The 17,644-nt window shown below is 72.8% G+C and carries 13 protein-coding genes; 10 read left to right on the top strand and 3 right to left on the bottom strand.

The genetic code is table 11. The features are described 5' to 3' along the window. From NE235_RS19140 to NE235_RS19130, 3 genes are all read left to right on the top strand, one after another. On the top strand, nucleotides 1-610 hold a 610-nt coding region (locus NE235_RS19140), incomplete at its 5' end, for a dihydrodipicolinate synthase family protein (protein WP_252804804.1). A 17-nt stretch (nucleotides 611-627) separates the two neighbouring features. Next, nucleotides 628-2,439, top strand: coding sequence for an exo-alpha-sialidase (locus NE235_RS19135; RefSeq protein WP_252804802.1), 1,812 nt, complete (start codon nucleotides 628-630; stop codon nucleotides 2,437-2,439). Then, on the top strand, nucleotides 2,436-4,436 hold the full coding sequence (locus NE235_RS19130; protein ID WP_252804800.1) for a beta-galactosidase: 2,001 nt from the start codon (nucleotides 2,436-2,438) through the stop codon (nucleotides 4,434-4,436). Before NE235_RS19135 ends, NE235_RS19130 begins: the two co-directional genes overlap by 4 nt. Nucleotides 4,437-4,603: 167 nt before the next feature. Here NE235_RS19130 and NE235_RS19125 read toward each other — a convergent pair whose 3' ends face one another. Next, entirely contained in the window at nucleotides 4,604-5,398 is a 795-nt protein-coding gene (locus NE235_RS19125; RefSeq protein ID WP_252804798.1) for an IclR family transcriptional regulator, read from the bottom strand. Between the two features lie 176 nt (nucleotides 5,399-5,574). On the opposite strand from NE235_RS19125, the gene NE235_RS19120 reads away from it, so the two are divergent. From NE235_RS19120 to NE235_RS19110, 3 genes are all read left to right on the top strand, one after another. Further along, the gene (locus NE235_RS19120; RefSeq protein ID WP_252804795.1) at nucleotides 5,575-6,387 is read left to right on the top strand and encodes an alpha/beta fold hydrolase; all 813 of its coding nucleotides are present in this window, start codon (nucleotides 5,575-5,577) and stop codon (nucleotides 6,385-6,387) included. Then, entirely contained in the window at nucleotides 6,387-7,706 is a 1,320-nt protein-coding gene (locus NE235_RS19115; RefSeq protein ID WP_252804793.1) for a PP2C family protein-serine/threonine phosphatase, read from the top strand. The genes NE235_RS19120 and NE235_RS19115 overlap by 1 nt, the downstream gene beginning before the upstream one ends. 253 nt (nucleotides 7,707-7,959) lie before the next feature. Then, nucleotides 7,960-9,117, top strand: a complete 1,158-nt coding sequence (locus NE235_RS19110) for an aldose epimerase family protein (RefSeq protein WP_252804792.1) — start codon at nucleotides 7,960-7,962, stop codon at nucleotides 9,115-9,117. A 113-nt stretch (nucleotides 9,118-9,230) separates the two neighbouring features. Here NE235_RS19110 and NE235_RS19105 read toward each other — a convergent pair whose 3' ends face one another. Both NE235_RS19105 and NE235_RS19100 read right to left on the bottom strand, forming a co-directional pair. Next, a complete protein-coding gene (locus NE235_RS19105; RefSeq protein WP_252804790.1) occupies nucleotides 9,231-11,204 on the bottom strand; it encodes a WD40 repeat domain-containing serine/threonine protein kinase in 1,974 nt (657 codons plus the stop codon). A gap of 97 nt (nucleotides 11,205-11,301) precedes the next feature. Beyond that, complete coding sequence (locus NE235_RS19100; protein WP_252804788.1) at nucleotides 11,302-12,774, bottom strand: class F sortase; 1,473 nt, start codon at nucleotides 12,772-12,774, stop codon at nucleotides 11,302-11,304. A 366-nt stretch (nucleotides 12,775-13,140) separates the two neighbouring features. On the opposite strand from NE235_RS19100, the gene NE235_RS19095 reads away from it, so the two are divergent. The 4 genes from NE235_RS19095 to NE235_RS19080 all read left to right on the top strand — a co-directional run bounded on the left by NE235_RS19095 (nucleotide 13,141) and on the right by NE235_RS19080 (nucleotide 17,467). Beyond that, nucleotides 13,141-15,639, top strand: coding sequence for a sensor histidine kinase (locus NE235_RS19095; RefSeq protein ID WP_252804786.1), 2,499 nt, complete (start codon nucleotides 13,141-13,143; stop codon nucleotides 15,637-15,639). Between the two features lie 21 nt (nucleotides 15,640-15,660). Further along, nucleotides 15,661-16,086: a roadblock/LC7 domain-containing protein gene (locus NE235_RS19090; protein ID WP_252804783.1), complete on the top strand. Its 426-nt coding sequence runs from the start codon at nucleotides 15,661-15,663 to the stop codon at nucleotides 16,084-16,086. A 4-nt stretch (nucleotides 16,087-16,090) separates the two neighbouring features. Beyond that, a complete protein-coding gene (locus tag NE235_RS19085; RefSeq protein ID WP_252804781.1) occupies nucleotides 16,091-16,693 on the top strand; it encodes a GTP-binding protein in 603 nt (200 codons plus the stop codon). Between the two features lie 393 nt (nucleotides 16,694-17,086). Continuing rightward, nucleotides 17,087-17,467 (top strand): hypothetical protein, encoded by a 381-nt coding sequence (locus NE235_RS19080; RefSeq protein ID WP_252804780.1) that lies wholly within the window; start codon nucleotides 17,087-17,089, stop codon nucleotides 17,465-17,467. Nucleotides 17,468-17,644: the final 177 nt, after the last annotated feature.

Raw genomic sequence — 17,644 nt, 5'->3', positions numbered from 1 at the left:
GACCGCGCCCTTCTACACCCGCACCCATCCGGCGGAGATCGCCACGCACTTCCGGGCGATCGCGGCCGCCACGGACCTCCCGGTGTACGCCTACGACCTGCCGGTGTCCGTGCACAGCAAGCTCCCCGCGGACGTGCTCCTGGAACTGGCCGCCGAGGGCGTGCTCGCGGGCCTCAAGGACTCCAGCGGCGACGAGGCCGGACTGCGACAGGTGATCCTGGGCCGCCGGGACCGGGGCCTGGAGTCGTTCGCCGTGTTCACCGGCTCGGAGCTGACCGTCGACTCCGCGCTGTGGATGGGCGCCGACGGCGTCGTCCCCGGGCTCGGCAACGTCGACCCGCACGCCTACGTCCGCCTGTACGAGGCTGCGAGGCGGGGCGACTGGACCGCCGCGCGCGAGGAGCAGGAGCGCTTGTTCCGCCTCTTCGGGCTGGTGAACGTCGGCGGCCCGCACATGGGCCGCGGATCCTCCGCGCTGGGCGCGTTCAAGGCGGCGCTGCACCTGCGCGGCGTCATCGACCACCCCACGACCGCGCTGCCGCAGGTGCCGCTCGACGCCGCCGAGATCGACCAGGTCAAGACCTTCCTGTCCGAAGCCGCCCTCATCTGACCCGTACGGAGGCCAGCGTGGCTCACCTCAGGTTCCCCCGCCGAACCGCCGTCGTGGCGGTCCTCGCCGCGGCGCTCCCGCTCACGGCCGCCGGCGCCGCCGCGGCCAAGACGGCACCGGAGTTCGACGAACAGGTGCTGTTCGCCCAGCACACCGACGGTTACTACTGCTTCCGCATTCCCGCCGTCGTCCAGGCGCTCGACGGCACCCTGCTCGCCTTCGCCGAGGGCCGGGTGAACGGTTGCGGTGACAAGGGCGACATCGACCTGGTGCTCAAGCGCTCCACGGACGGCGGCCGAACCTGGGGGCCGCTGCAGGTCGTCCTGCCCGGCAACGGCGACACCCGCGGCAACCCGGCGCCGGTCGTGGACCGGCGCACCGGCCGGATCGTCCTCATGACGACCTGGAACCCCGGCGGCGACGACACCATCCGGCACCCGTTCGTGCAGTACAGCGACGACGACGGCGCCACCTGGTCCGCCGCGCGCGACCTCACGGGCGACCTCGTGAAGCCGGAGTGGAACTCCTGGTACGCCACCGGACCCGGCCACGCCCTCCAGCTCCGGCACGGCCCGCACAAGGGACGCCTTATCGTCCCGGCCAACCACGAGGGCGACGGCGGCGCGCTGAAGGGCGGCCCGCAGGGCGGCCACCTCAACTACAGCGACGACGGCGGCCTCACCTGGAAGATCGGCGCCGACGACACCCGCCGCACCAACGACGTCAGCCCCGGAGAGCTCAGCGCAACCGAGCTCCCCGACGGCAGGATCTACGTCAACGCCCGCGACAACACCGGAACCGACCCCGGCAACCGGAACACCGCCACGAGCAGCGACGGCGGGCTGACCTTCGACCGCCCGTTCCGTACCCTCCCGAGGCTGGACGCGCCCAAGGTGCAGGGCTCGGTCCTGAACGTCGGCAGGAAGGTCTACCTGTCCGTGCCCGACCACCCGGTCACCCGCGAGATCATGGCGGTCCGCAGCTCCGCCGACGGCGGGCGGAACTTCCAGAAGATCGGCAAGGTCGTCTACTGGGGCCCGTCGGCCTACTCCGACCTCGTGAGCATCGGCCGCGACCGGCTCGGCCTGCTGTACGAGGCGGGGCAGGCCGGCCCGTACGAGCAGATCCGGTTCGCGCGGTTCAACACCGCCTACCTCGCGACGCCCAACGGCACCCCGCCGGGCCTGCCGGAGCCGCCGCAGCCCGGCCCGACCACCCCGGACGCCTCCGGCCACCACAATGACGGCTACGTCCGCGGCGGCATGACCGCGGCCGGTGACTTCGACGGCGTGGACGACTTCGTCCAGGTGCCGTGGGACCGTTCCCTCGACCTCGGCGCCGGCGACTTCACCTGGTCGGCGCGGTTCCGCTACGCCGACACCACCGGGAACCACACGATCCTGTGGGCGTATCGCGTCGGCAGCGGCGCGCCGGAGATCTGGCTGCGCGCCGAGCCGGGGAGCAAGCGCATCCGCGGGTTCATCCAGACCGACCAGGGCAGCGTCGCCGTCGCCACGACGCAGGCGTACAACGACGGCCAGTGGCACGACATCGTCCTGCGGCGCGCGGAAGGACGGCTGTCCCTCACGGTCGACGGCCAGGCGGCCTCGGTGGCGGCCCCGGCCGGCTCGGTGACCGAGGGCAAGCAGTTCACCATCGACGGCATCGACGTCGGCCGGCGCCTCGACGGCGTCGACCGCTTCCACGGCTCCATCGCGGACGTACGGGTCTTCGCCCGCGCGGTCCCCGACGAGCAGCTCGCGACCGCCCGCCGCGACCTGCGGCTGTGGCTGCCGCTCGACCGGATCGACGCGGAAGGCGGCCGATGAACCGGATCGCCGGTCTGCGGGACCGCGCCGGCATCGCCTACGGCGGCGACTACAACCCCGAGCAGTGGCCCGAAGAGGTCTGGGACGAGGACGTACGGCTGATGCGGGAGGCCGGCGTCTCGCTGGTCAGCGTCGGCATCTTCTCCTGGGCGTCGGTCGAACCGCGCCCGGGGGAGTACGCCTTCGGCTGGCTCGACCGGGTGCTGGACCGGCTGGCCGACGGCGGCGTCGCCGCGTGCCTGGCCACCATGACGGCCTCGCCGCCGCCCTGGCTCACCGCCTCCCACCCCGAGATGCTCACCGTACGGGCCGACGGCTCGACGATCACGCCCGGCGGGCGGCAGCACTACTGCCCGTCCAGCCCGGTCTACCGCGAGCACGCCGTACGCCTGGCCACCCAGGTCGCCACCCGCTACGCCGGCCACCCCGCGCTCGCGATCTGGCACGTGAACAACGAGTACGGCAACGTCGTCCCCTGCCACTGCGACGTGTCGGCGGCGGCCTTCCGGCGCTGGCTCGCGGACCGGTACGGCTCCGTCGACGAGCTCAACGACGCCTGGTCGACGAGGTTCTGGGCGCAGGGCTACGGATCCTTCGACGAGGTGCTGCCGCCGCGCTCGCCCGCGCCGTTCACCAACCCCGCGCAGGAGCTGGACTACGCCCGGTTCACCTCGGACGAGCTGCTCGCCTGCTACCTGGCCGAGAAGGAGGTGCTGGACCGGATCACGCCGGACGTGCCGGTGACCACCAACTTCCCGCCGTCGCTGCGGCCGGTCGACCAGTGGACCTGGGCCCCGCACCTCGACGTCATCGCCTACGACGCCTACCCCGACCCCCTCGACCCCGACGCGACCGCCAAGATCGCCTTTTCCTACGACGTCATGCGGTCACTGCGCGACGGGCAGCCGTGGCTGCTGATGGAACAGGCCCCCGGCGCGGTCAACTGGCGGCCCCGCAACGCGCCCAAGCCGCGCGGCGCGATGCGGCTGTGGAGCTGGCAGGCCGTCGCGCACGGCGCCGACGCGGTCATGTTCTTCCAGTGGCGCCAGTCCCGGGGCGGCGCGGAGAAGTTCCACTCGGCGATGGTCCCGCACGGCGGCCCCTCGACCCGGATCTTCGGTGAGGTACGGAGGCTGGGCGGGGAACTGACCGCCGCCCGCGCCCTCGCCGGCGCGCGGGCGCCGCGGGCCGACGCCGCGATGGTGCTGGACTGGCCGAGCTGGTGGGCCCTCGACGGCCCGGCCCACCCCAGCGCCGACGTGCGGTTCCTCGACGCCGCCTGGGCCTGCCACCGCCCGCTGTACGACGCCGGTGTCGCCTGCGACGTCGTACGCCCCGACGCGGACCTGTCCGGGTACCGGCTCGTCGTCGTGCCCAACCTCTACCTGACCTCCGAGGACGCCGCGCGCACCCTGGAGCGGTACGTCGAGGAGGGCGGCACGCTCGTCATGTCGTTCTTCTCGGGCATCGTGGACCCCTGCGACCGCGTCCACCTCGGCGGCTACCCGGCGCCGTTCCGGCGGATGCTGGGCCTGAGCGTCGAGGAGTTCCACCCGCTCGCCGAGGACGCGACGGTCGGGCTGCCCGGCGGATCCGGGAGCGTCTGGTCCGAGGAGGTCCGACTGGAGGGCGCCGAGGCCGTCGAGCGCTTCACGACCGGCGCGCTCGCGGGCGGGCCGGCCGTCACCCGGCACCGCTTCGGCCGCGGCGACGCGTGGTACCTCGCCACCCGGCCCGACCCGGCGACCATGCGCCGCCTCTTCGACCGCGTCCGCGAGGCGGCCGGCGTCGCACCGGTCCTGCCCGGCCTGCCCGGCGGCGTCCAGGCCCGCGCCCGCGACACCGAGGCCGGCCGCTGGTACGTCGTCCTCAACCACGGCACCGACCCCGCCGACGTGGCGTTGCCGGCGGCGATGCGCGACGTGCTGACCGGAGCGGACCCGGCCACCTCGGTGCGCCTGGATCCCCGCGGAGTCGCCGTGCTACGCCCCGCGTGACCCCGTCACCGCCCGGGCGATCGACGTGAGCCCCGGGTGGCCCAGGCCACCGCCGTGCCACCGCGGTCGACTGGTCGCCGCCGCTGTGGCTGGTCCGGCGCCGGAATCGCCGGATTCGCCGGTTGACGGCGGCGGCAACGTCCTGGTCGGGCGGTCGCGCGCCGGCGTCAGGGGGTGGGGGCGGGCTCCGCGTCCGTACGGGGGCGGTGGCCGAGACGCTGGGAGAGGACGGCCGCGCCCTTGCGGACCAGGGTGCTCCACTCCTCGCGCCGCCGGTCGTCCCAGCGGATGCTCGGCACCGAGATGCTCATCCCCGCGACCATGGCGCCGGTGTGGTCGTAGACGGGGGCGGCGACGCAGAACACGGCCTCGTTCGACTCGCACTCGTCGTACGACAGGCCCTGGTGCCGGATGGCGTCCAGGTGCGCCCGTAGCCGTACGGGTGAGGTGACGCTGTGGTGGGTCATGGCGGCCAGCTCACCGTCGAGCGGGTAGGCGGCGTCCAGGGCCTCGGGGGCCAGACCGGACAGCAGCATCTTGCCCACGCCCGTGCAGTGCGCCGGCAGGCGGCGTCCCACGGCGGAGACCATCCGGACGGGATGGGTGCTGTCGGCCTTGGCGATGTACACGACGTCGGTGCCGTCGAGGATCGCGACGTGGACCGTCTCGTCGCAGTCGGTGGCGACGCGCTGGGCGGCCTCGCGCGCCTCGTGGGCGAGGTCGAGCTGGTCGGCGAAGACGCTGCCGAGCTGGAACAGCCGCATGCCCAGGCGGTAGCGCGTCGGCTGGCCGGGCACCGGGATGAGGTACGCGCGCTCGGTCAGCGTGGTGACCAGCTCGTGGACGGTCGTCCGGGGAAGCCCGAGACGCTCGGTGATCTCCGGAGCGGACAGGGTCGGCCGGTCCAGGAAGAGCTCGAGAATGTCGAGGGCACGAGTCACCGCGGGCACCGCACGCCCCATCACGGCCGCCTTCCCGAACGCCGTACGAAATCCCGGACAGCCTAGAAAGCCCGGTCTGACGGTGTCAATGATCCCCGCGTGGCCTGCCGCCTCCATCCTTATCCGCCTCCTGACCGGTCGCCGGGCGGCGTTCGCCCGATGGTAGGGACATTCAGTACAGATGCGATGATGTCGGGATGGACGTGCGGAGCAGGAACAATGTCCGGGTCACCGGGCAGACCGGTGGACCGGTGATGATGCTGGCGCACGGTTTCGGGTGTGACCAGAACCTCTGGCGCCTGGTGGTGCCGACGCTGGCCGAGCACTTCCAGGTGGTGCTGTTCGACTACGTGGGCTCCGGACGGTCGGACCTGTCGGCGTGGAGCGCCGAACGCTACGGCTCGCTCGACGGCTACGCGCGGGACGTGCTCGAGATCTGCGAGGAGCTGGACCTGCGGGACGTGATCTTCGTCGGTCACTCGGTCAGCGCCATGGTCGGTGTCCTCGCCGCGGCGGCCGAGCCCGAGCGCTTCGCCAAGCTCGTCCTCCTGGTGCCCTCGCCCTGCTACATCGACGACCCGGAGACGGGGTACCGCGGCGGTTTCAGCGCGGCGGACATCGACGAGCTCCTGGACTCCCTGGACGCCAACTACCTGGGCTGGTCCGCCGCGATGGCGCCCGTCATCATGGGGCACCCCGAGCGCCCGGAGCTCGGCGAGGAGCTGACGAACGCCTTCTGCGCCACCGACCCGGACATCGCCGCCGTCTTCGCCCGCACCACCTTCCTGTCCGACACCCGGAAGGACCTGGCCGCCATCGGCCTGCCCACCCTCATCCTCGAATGCCGGGAGGACGTCATCGCCCCCCGGGAGGTGGGCGCCTTCGTGCACGCCGCCATCCCCGCCAGCACGCTGATCACCCTCGACGCCACCGGTCACTGCCCCCAGCTGAGCGCCCCCGAGATCACCGCTCGCGCCATCCTCGCCTTCGCCGACGACGGCTCTCAGTGATGCGCGGATCGCGCCGGGAACCGACCCCGGCCGAGACCGACGAGCCGCAACTCGCCTCCTTCACCGCGCTGCTGGAGGACAGCGCCGAGGACCTGTACGAGCACGCCCCGTGCGGCTACCTGTCCACGCTGATGGACGGGGAGATCGCCAAGGTCAACGGCACGCTGCTGGGGTGGCTCGGTTACACCCGCGACCAGGTGGTGGGCCGGATGAGGTTCTCCGACCTGCTCACCGTGGGCGGGAGGCTGTACCACGAGACCCACTTCGCCCCGTTGCTGCGGATGCAGGGGAAGCTCGACGGCGTCGCCCTGGAGCTGAGGACGGCCGACGGGGAGCGGCTGCCGGTCCTGGTGACCTCGCTGGTCAAGACCGACTCCGAAGGCCGGCCGTTGCTGATCCGCACCACTCTCTTCGACGCGCGCGACCGGCGGGCGTACGAACGGGAACTGCTGCGCGCGCGCAAGGAGGCCGAGGAGGCGCGGCGCAAGGCCGAACGCGAACGCGAGCACCTGCAGGAGGTGCTGGCCATCCTGCAGAGCAGCCTCCTGCCGCCGTCGCTGCCGGCGATCCCCGGTCTGGAGGCCAGGGCCTACTACCGCACGGCGTCCCCGGACGACCTCGGCGGCGACTTCTACGACCTGTTCCCCGCGGGTGACGATCGGTGGGGATTCTTCCTCGGCGACGTATGCGGGAAGGGGCCCGAAGCGGCGGCCGTGACGTCCCTGACCCGGTACACGCTGCGCGCCGCGGTGCTGGGCGACCCTGACCCGGTGGCGGCTCTGACCACGCTCAACACCGCCCTGCTCGAACGCTACGAGGGCGCGGAGCCGCGGTTCTGCACGGTCGTCACCGGCATGTTCACCCGAACCGGCGAGGCCTCCTACAGCGTCGACCTCGCCAGCGGCGGTCACCCGTACCCGATGCTGCTCGGCGCCGACGGCCGCGCCGGATACCTGGACACTCAGGGTGGCCCCCTCGTCGGCGTCCTGCCCGATCCGGGGTTCACCGCCACGACCACCACGCTGGAACCCGGCGACACCTTCCTGCTCTACACCGACGGCCTGACCGAGGCCCCCATGGGGAGGGGCGTGCGGTACGGCGAGGAGCGCCTGCTCGAGTTCGCCGAGAGGCTCGCACCGGCCACGCCCGGTGAGGTCATCGACTCGGTGGCCGGACTGCTCGACGGCTTCGGCGAAAGACTCGACGACGACACCGCTCTGCTCGCGGTCGGGGTGCCGGGGGGAACCGCGCGCCGCCTGACCGCAATTCCCGACAAATTTCGCGAGAGCGGACCATTTCCGGGCAAAGCGCCTATCTGATCGCGCGTGCCGACCCGGAAGTTCATTCACAGAGGTCGGCGATGACGTCCCTTGACAGTTGTCGCGAGGGAATTTAGCGTCTGCCCGCAGGCCTCGAACGACGTTCGAAATATCGAACAAGGCGACGGCCTGTAGCGAGGAAGGTCACCGGCCTCTTCGCGGCCTCCCGCCAACGGTATTTCGAGACCGCCTGATCGGGGGACGGGCGGCGGATCCGCATTCCGGCCGTCATCGGCCACAGAAAGGAGCACTCGTGCCCCTCCGCCTCACCAAGACCCGCCTCCTCGGTGTCGCCGCGCTGGCCGCGCTGGTGGCCGGCGCGCTCCCGGCGGTGACCGCCGCCGCGACGTCGAGCCCGACCATCACCAAGGACCTGTTCGGCACGATGCCGGACGGCACCAAGGTCTGGCGTTACACCCTCAGCGACAGCGCCATCCGCGTCAAGATCATCACGTACGGCGGGATCGTCCAGCAGCTCGACGCCCCGGACCGGCACGGGCACCGCGCCAACGTCGTGCTCGGCTTCCCCAAGCTGGACGACTACGTCGCCAAGAACAACCCGGGCCCGTACTTCGGCGCCCTGATCGGCCGGTACGGCAACCGCATCGCCAAGGGCACCTTCACGCTCGACGGCACGACCTACCACCTGCCGCTCAACAACAACGGCAACACCCTTCACGGCGGTCCGAAGGGCTTCGACACGAAGGTCTGGACCGCCACGGAGGTCAAGAGCAAGAACGCGGTCGGGGTGCGGCTGGAGTACACGAGCCCGGACGGGGACATGAACTACCCCGGCACCCTCAAGACCGCCGTGACGTACACGCTCAGCGGTAAGTCCCTGCGCCTCGACTACCGGGCCACCACGGACAAGGCCACGATCGTCAACCTGACCAACCACTCCTACTTCAACCTGGCGGGGGAGGGGTCCGGCGGCATCTACGACCATCGGCTGCGCCTCAACGCGAGCCGCTACACGCCGGTCGACTCCACCCTCATCCCGACCGGGCAGCTCGCGCCGGTCGCCGGCACGCCGATGGACTTCACCAAGGCCACGCCGATCGGCGCGCGCATCCGGGACGGCTTCCAGCAGCTCGCCTACGGGCAGGGCTACGACCACAACTGGGTGCTGAACGGCTCGGGCTTCCGGCTCGCCGCCGAGGTGGGCGAACCGACGAGCGGCCGGGTGCTGAAGATCTACACCGACCAGCCCGGCATCCAGTTCTACTCCGGGAACTTCCTCGACGGCACGCTGTACGGCACGAGCGGCCGGCAGTACCGCCAGGGCGACGGGTTCGCGCTGGAGACCCAGCACTTCCCCGACTCGCCGAACCACTCGAACTTCCCCTCCACCGTGCTGCGCCCCGGGCAGACCTACCGGACCTCGACCGTCTGGTCGTTCTCCGCGCGCTGACTCCGGCCCGACCCATCGCCGCCCGGAGCCACCCGTACGCGGGTCTCCGGGCGGCGCCGCCGCGCCGCCGGAGGTCCCGGACCGGGGCTCCGGCGCGCCGGCCGATCAGCCGCTCAGTGGAGGCTCCAGAGGCGGATGATCGCGTCGTCGCCGGCCGTGGCGAGGATCCTCCCGTCGGGTGCGAAGGCGACGGAGTCGACGACGCCCGTCCGCGTCGGAAGGGTGGTCAGGGCACGCCGGGCCAGGGCGTCCCACAGCAGCACGGTGTCGCCGCCCGCGCAGGCCAGGATCCGGCCGTCCGGGCTGAACGCCACGCCGTTCACGCGACCGGGCAGGTCGGGCAGGGAGCCCAGCATCCGGTGGGTGGCGACGTCCCACAGCCGCACGCGACCGTCGTAGCCGCCGGCCGCGAGGGTCCGGCCGTCCGGGCTGAACGCCATGCCCACGACCAGAGAGGTCAGCCGCGTCACGGTGACGGGACGGGCGGGCCGCGCGGTGTCCCACAGCCGGATGGCCCAGGTGCCCGCGGTGGCCAGAGTGGTCCCGTGGGGTGCGAAGGCGGCGGTGAACATGCTCTCGCCGTGCGCCGGCAGTGTCGCGACGGCGCGGTGGCCCGGGACGCTCCAGAGGCGCACCGCGTCGCCCGCGCTCGCGAGGACGGCGCCGTCCGGGCTGAACGTGAGGGCGCTGACGCCGTTGCCGTGCGTGTCCAGGGTCGCGATCCGCGCCCGCCCGTCGCCGCTCCACAGCAGCACCCTGCCGTCGTACCCCGCGGTCGCCAGGGTCCGGCCGTCCGGGCTGAACGCCGCGGCGAACACGTCGTACGCGTGGCCGGTGAGGGTCGTCGTGAGCCGCCGGTCGGCGAGGTTCCACAGCCGTACGGCGTGATCCGCGCCCCCGGCGGCGAGAGCGCGCCCGTCCGGGCTGAAGGCCACGGTGTAGATCTCACTCGGGCCCGCAGGGAGAGTGGCCAGGAGGCGTGGCACCGTGCTCGCCGGGCGGGGCCGTGGCCGCGTCCGCCACGCGTTGTCGAGGGTGCGGTGCGGGACGGTCAGGAGGGCGAGCGCGAGGGCGGCCACCGGAGCGGCGATGAGCATGGTGCGATGGCGCCCGTGCCACGTCCGCGCGCCGGGCCCGGCGCGGCCCGGGCGGAGCGGGCCGGCGGGCGCGGGCCCAGTGCCGTCGGCCGGCGGATCGGTCCCGTGGCCGCCCGGTTCCGCGGATCGTCCGGCGGCCTGGCCGGCCCGCCCGGTCCGGCCGGCGCTCCCGGCCTGGTCGGCCACGGCCGCGAGGAGCGCGGCGGTCGCGTCGGCGCCGAGGCGATCGCCGGCGTCCTTGCGGAGCAGCCCGTCCAGGACCGGGCCGAGCGGGCCCGCGTGGGGCGCCGGTGCCGGGTCCTCGGTGATGATCGAGTGCAGCACGGCGTTCGGGTTCCCGCCGGCGAAGGGCCGCCGGCCCTCGACGGCGTAGAACATCGTGGCGCCGAGCGACCACAGGTCGGACGCCGCCACGGCGGGTTCGCCCCGGGCGCGCTCGGGCGCGAGGTAGGCGGGGGCGCCCATGACCACACCGGACTGGGTGAGGACCGGATCGCCCTCGACGGTCGCGAGCCCGAAGTCACCGAGCACGACGCGACGCCCCGCGAGCAGGACGTTGCCGGGCTTGACGTCGCGATGCAGCACTCCCGCCCGGTGCGCGGCGCGCAGGGCGTCGAGTAACTGCAGGCCGATGTCGGCCACGCGCTCCGGGGGGAGCGGCCCGTGCGTGCGCACCAGCTCGCCGAGGGACCGTCCGTCGACGTACTCCATGATGATCCACGGGTCGTCGCCGTCCTCGACGACGTCGTGCACGGTGACGACGCCGGGATGGTCGAGACGCGCCGCCGAGCGGGCCTCCTGGAGCGTTCGGCGACGCTGTTCGGAACGCTGCTCGACGGTGGAGTACGCGGGGAGGAACAGGCGTTTTGCGGCGACGTCACGGTGCAGGCGTTCGTCGCGGGCCCGCCACACGACCGCGAAGCCGCCTCGGCCGATCTCCTCGACGAGGCGGTACTGCCCGGCGATCAGCCGCCCTCGGCCCTCCGGCATGGCAGGACGATAACCGTCGGCCGGCCCCGGGGAACAGGGACTTTCGGTCCGTCGCCCGCGTGCGGCCGCCGGCCGCCGCTGCGGGGACGGCCGGCGGTCATCCGGGCTCATGGGCGAGGCTCGCGTACACGACCACGTCGCGCCGGTAGTGCCCGGACACCGGGTCGAACGCGCCGCCGCAGGTGATGAGGCGCAGTTGCGGGTCGGGGGTCGCCCCGTAGACCTCCCCGGTCGGGAAGGCCGTCTTGGGGAAGGACCGCACGCGGTCGACGGTGAAGGCCGCCACCCGGCCGGTCGTGTCGGTGACCAGGATCCGGCCGCCCGGCCGCAGGGTCGCCAGCCGGGTGAACACGGCCGGACCCGTACGGGAGTCGACGTGTCCCGTGATCACGGCTGGTCCCGTGTCACCGGGCCGGATGCCGTCGCCGAACCATCCGGCGCGGGCCGGGTCGCGGGGCGGGCGGAGCCGCCCGCGCGGATCCGTCGCCAGGCGGTCCAGAACGGTCCGCACCCCGATCTCGGGTATCCACAGCGCCGCCGGGCCGGCGTACGCGCCGGACCGGCCCGCGCGCCCGGCCCCGGCCGGTGCGGCGGGGGAGGAGAACAGCCGGGCGGACGCCGCCGACGGCGGCGGGACCATCCCCCGTGGGGTCGTCCACGGCGGCGGGGTCACCCCTCGGGGGATCGTCCGCAGCGGCGGGATCGGCCGGAGCGGCGCGGTCCATGACGGTGGGATCGTCCATCGGGAGGCCGCCGTCGGCGGCCGGAACGGCCGGGCGCCGGCCGCTCGCGGCGGGGCGGCGGTCCGGTCGGCCAGGCCGCCGAGTCCCGCCTCGACGGGTCCGCGCGGCGTCCGGCGGGGCGCCGCGGCGTCACGCAGGTCGAGCAGGCGGGGACCGGACGCTCCGTCGAGGACGACGAGCGTGTGCACGGAACCCGCGCGCAGGGTCGGCCGCGACGTCACCGGCGCGCTGGATCCGCCGGTGACGCGGACCGTGGTCGCCCCCGCCCGCACCGGACGGTACGACGTGACGTCCGGGAAACGCAGCCCTTTCACGAGGGTGCGGCGGCCGACGGTGACGGTGACCGCGGGCCGCCGGAGCGACGCCTGGACGACGCGGAGCGCCGCGCGGCCCGCCGGCGCGGTGCGCGTGTCCTCCAGGACCCGGAGCGTGAGCCCCTTGTACGGGCCGAGGCCCGCGACGGTGTAGGCGGCCCGCGCGCGCACGCGGACATGGGCCGACAGCACCGGCGGGCTGGTCGAGGCCGCGTCGGCGGGCCGCATCGTGACCGTGTAGGCGCCGCCACCGAGCCGCTGGTACGGCGAGAACGCGCCGTAGCCGACGTGTTTCAGCACCAGGCGCGGAGTGGTGCGCCCCGCGGCGTACAGGTAGACGTCGACGGCGGGGGTGTCGGGGGACAGGTGCGCGAGCCGGAGGTAACCGTCGCCCGGCGCGGCCAGGACGGACGGGGTCCCCGGCAGCATGACGCCTAAGGCGGTGACGGAGACGAGGACGGGTCCGCGCACGCGGCGGTTCCGCGCGGCGGACCATGCGGGGCGGAACGTCATGGCGGCCTCCTGACGGGCTCGTGCCCGCGTGGCGCGCGGGCTGCCGGCGTTGCCGGAAACGGTGCCGGCCGGGGATACCCGGCCGATCTGCCGCTGAGTGAAGTCTTCCTCACGGTGCGCCGTCATGTCCGCCGATCCGGCCGATGCCCCGGCCGAACCGGCGTTTCCCATCCGCTCCAATCCGCCGGGTTCGTTCTTCACGCGGTTCGCGCGCCCTCGATGTGCGAAAGTGGGCTCGATGTGCGGAAGGCGGGAAACCCGGATGGCCCGGGGGGACTATTGCCACCCGCGCGGCACCTGTGGTGCCATTTGAGCCCCCGAAGATCTTGATCTTCCGAAAATGTGCACGGAGACGGCGAGGCCACAATGCGTTCTCCCAAGCGTTCCGGCAGGTGGTCCCTGCGGACCAGGCTGCTGGTGCTGAGCCTCGTCCCGATCATCTGCCTGGCCGGGGTCTGGGCGTTCGCCGCGTTCCTCGCCTCCCGTGACGCGATCGGCAAGTACGAGGCGTCGACCGCGTATCAGAAGGTCACCATTCCGGGTGCGAAGCTCGAGGCCGCGTTGCAGCGGGAACGCACGGTGTCGGCGGTCCTGCTGAGCAGCGGGGGCCGTGAGGACGGGCAGGAGGTCACCGACGGCCGGGCCGCCGTGGACGCCGCACAGGCGGAGTTCCGCAGGTCCGCGCTGTCGAACGCCGCCCAGCGCTCCGTGAACCCGACGACCCGCCAGCGGCTCGACGACCTGTGGCAGCAGCTCGACGGGCTCGCCGCCCTGCGCGGCCGGGTCGACTCCGGGTCCGCCGACGACCTCCGCGTCATGGAGGACTACGGCACCCTGATCGAGTCGGTGATCCGGGTGTTCGGCACGATGATCGTCGTCGACGACGCGGAGATCTACCAGCAGGGCACGGCGCTGGTCGAATCCGCGATGGCGCGCGAGCTCGTGATGCGCGAGGACGCCCTGGTGACCTCGACGCTGACGACCAGGCGCCACCGTCTCACCGCGCCGGCCTACGACATGTTCGCGCGTAGCGCCTACAACGAGCGCTACCTGTTCGACTCGGCGCGTTCGAGGGCGAAGATCTCCCTGCGCGCCCCGTGGGAGAAGGTCGCCGGCTCGCCGGACTTCACCGCCTTCCGGTCGCTGGAGGACGAGATCATCGGGGCGCGTCCCGGGGCCCGGCTGCCGGCGCGGACCGCCTCCTGGAAGGCGACGGTCGAGCCGCTGATGACCGCCTGGTCGCAGGCGACCATCGACGCCGGCCGGGGGCTGACCGACGAGACGAGACCGATCAAGCAGAGGTCGATCTTCTTCCTCGCCCTCACGGCGGCCGTCGGGCTCGTGGCGCTGGCGGTCTCGATCGTCGTCTCCCTCCTGTTCGGCCGTACGCTCGCGCGGGAGATGGCCGCGCTGCAGCGGGCCGCGCTCGACCTGGCCCAGGTCCGCCTGCCGCAGCTGGTCAAGCGGCTGCGCGCGGGGGAGGAGGTCGACGTCGACGCCGAGAGCCCGCCGGTCCGGGGCGGCGGCAGCAAGGAGGTCGCCCGCGTCGCGGACGCCCTCGGCGCCCTGCAGCGCACCGCCGTCGAGGCCGCGGTGGGCGAGGCGCAGTTGCGGAAGGGCATCAACAAGGTCTTCCTCAATCTCGCGTGGCGCAACCAGTCGCTGCTTCACCGTCAGCTCACGATGCTCGACGCGATGGAGAAGCGGGCCCGCGACCCCGACGTTCTGGACGACCTGTTCGCGCTCGATCACCTCACGACGCGCATGCGCCGCCATGCCGAGGGCGTGGCGATCCTGTCCGGCGCGGCGCCCGCCCGCGGCTGGCAGGAGCCGGTCGGTATCAAGGACATCCTGCGGGCGGCGATCGCCGAGGTGGAGGACTACACCCGGGTCGTGGTCGAGGCCGCCACCCCGGCGGCGTTCGACGGCGCCGTCGTCGCGGACACGACGCACCTGCTGGCCGAGCTGATCGAGAACGCCACGGCGTTCTCCCCGCCCACGAACCAGGTGCAGGTCCGCGGTGAGCTCGTCGCCCACGGCTACGCGATCGAGGTCGAGGACCGCGGCATCGGCCTGGACGACGAGGAGCTCGCCGAGGCCAACGAGAAGCTGGCGAACCCCCCGGAGTTCGACCTGCTCGACAGCGACCGGCTCGGCCTCTTCATCGTCGGCAGGCTCGCTGGCCGGCACGGGATCCGTGTCACGCTGGGCGCCTCGCCGTACGGCGGGGTGCGGGCGGTCGTGCTGGTCCCACCGGACCTGCTCGCGGGGGACGAGGGGTTCGACTCCGACGGCGCGTGGTCGGCGCAGCCCGCCGTCGACGCGGCCTGGCGCGCGGTCGCGGAGGTCGAGGCGCCCGCGGATCCGGCGTGGCATGCCGTCGCGGAGGTCGCGCCGTCCGCCGCGCCGCTCCCGCCGTCGCCGGCCGCGCCGCTCGAGCTCACCGCGCCGGTGGGCGCGGGGGAACGCGCGGAAGAGGTCCAGTGGTCGGACGGTGCCCCGTGGCAGGCCGAGGCCCAGTGGTCGCAGGAAGCCCCGTGGTCGGAAGAGGCCCCGTGGCCGGAGGAACCGCAGTGGCCGGACGACCGGCCCGCCTGGTCCGTGCCGGACTGGGCCGGTTCCGGCTGGGCGGGTGACGACATCCAGGCGCCGTACGAGGGATGGACCGACCCCGACGCCCCCGAACTGCCGAGGCGCGTACGCCAGGCGAACCTCGCCCCGCAGCTCCGCAGAGAGCCGGTCGCGCCCGAACCGGCGGCCGGCGACGCGATGACGACCCGTCCGCCGGAGGAGACCCGGTCGCTCATGGCATCGCTTCAACGGGGGTGGCAGCGCGGCCGCCAGGCCCCGGACCTCGATGAGTAGCCGCGCGAAGGTGAGGGGCGGATGCTGGATACGACCGGTGAGCTGAACTGGTTGCTCGACGATCTCGTCGGGCGTGTCGCCCGGGTGCGGCACGCGATGATCCTTACCGGCGACGGACTGCCGATGGGGACGTCGCAGGGGATGGACCCGGCGGAGGCCGAGCGGTTCGCCGCGCTGGCGGCCGGGCTCTACAGCCTGGCCCGGACGGTGAGCGAGCGCGTCGAGGGCGGGGGCGTCCGCCAGACGGTGATCGAGCTGGAGAAGGCGTTCCTGTTCGTGGTCGCGGCGGGGGACGGCACCTGCCTGGCGGTCGTGAGCGAGGGCGATGCCAACATCGGCCTGATCGCGTACGAGATGGCGCGGCTCGTCAAGCGGGTCCGCCGTCATCTGGCCACGTCCGCCCGCTCGGCGGCCGGGAGCCCGGGCGGACCGCCGGAGGGGGCGTGAGCCGATGAGCCATTCACACTTTGACTCCGGCGCCACCGCGCAGGACTCGCAGACGGCGATCAAGATTCTCATCGCGGGTGGGTTCGGGGCGGGCAAGACCACGCTGGTCGGCACGGTCAGTGAGATCCGGCCGCTGCGCACGGAGGAGGCCCTCACCGGCGTGGGGATCGGCGTCGACGACACGTCCGGGGTCGAGGCCAAGGAGACCACGACGGTGGCGATGGACTTCGGTCGCATCACCTTCCGGAACAACGTGGCGCTGTATCTCTTCGGGACGCCGGGTCAGCACCGGTTCTGGTTCATGTGGGACGAGCTCGTGCGGGGAGCGGCCGGCGCGGTGGTCGTCGCCGACACCCGGCGGCTGGCCGACGGCTTCGCGGCGATCGACTACTTCGAGCAGCGCGGCACGCCGTTCGTCGTGGCCGTCAACTGCTTCGACGGCGCCCCGCGGTACGACGTGCACCGGGTCCGCGCGGCCCTCGACGTCGACCCCGACGTGCCGATCATCCTGTGCGACGTGCGGCGGCGGGAGTCGGCCAAGCTGGTCCTCGTGTCCGTCGTCGAGCACGCGCTGCGGCTCGCCGGCCGGCGTATCCCCGCAGGCTGAGCGGGCGCGTCCAGGAGTGGCCATCGGGTGAAGATCCATGGCAGCGATGGAACGTTCCAGTTCATAATTTGAACAACGCGCTGGTAACACACGAAATTGTTTGATCGATTTCCCTGGCCGAGCTGGATTCGGTACTGTTCTACCGTTTTACGCCCCGCATGCATGATCGCTTGCGCCCCCCGACAGCGACTCATGAAAGGACGTCACTGTGGGTACAGCGGTGCTTCCCCGTCTCCTGTCGCTCCGCCTCATGATCGCCTCCGCGGATGTGGGAATGTGAACATTCTTCTCTGGAGCCTCCCGCTCGTTCTCCTGTCCCTGGCGGTCGCGGTGCGTGGACGCCGCCGGTCCGCGGCGGACCCCGCCGCCGACCGGAACGGCCATCCGGAGTCGATGACCGCGGTGCTGCCGCCCGGTGACGAGGAATACCTCGCCTGGCTGGCCGATGATTCGTGGCCGAACGACGAATATCTTGATCTGGAACGCGTCTGGCGCGCCGAACTCGAGCCGATCATCATTGATCACGATGAGCCGGTATGTCCGGGCTGTGAACGTCCCGGAGATGATGTCTGGCCGTGTCCGAATTGTGGTCTCTTGGTGCATTCGACGTGTGGTCACGGAATGCGCCGCAGAAAGATCGCCAAGCCGTACCGGACCCGGGACATGGACACGGAGTCCGTCGTCGCCGAGTGGCTCTGCCGCCGGTGCGCGTCGATCGTCGGGCTCGACGTCGACCGCGGCGACGAGGAGACCGGGCACGGCCTGCACCAGTGACCGGGGGCATCGCCCGCGCCGGTGGCCGGGGACGGTGTCTCCGGCCGGTGCGGCCGATGCCCGCCGGCGCGGCGGGCCGCCGCCTCCCCGGGCCGCCGCCTCCCCGGGCCGCCACCCTGGGGCGTTGACGCATCGGGCCGCCTCTGCTTACGGTCGTCATACCGACCAGTCGGTATG

This window comes from Actinoallomurus spadix (assembly GCF_024055725.1).
In the GTDB taxonomy this organism is placed as follows: Bacteria; Actinomycetota; Actinomycetes; order Streptosporangiales; family Streptosporangiaceae; genus Actinoallomurus; species Actinoallomurus spadix.
The sequence above is the reverse complement of the archived record's forward strand: the minus strand, read 5'-3'. Positions and strand labels throughout refer to the sequence as shown.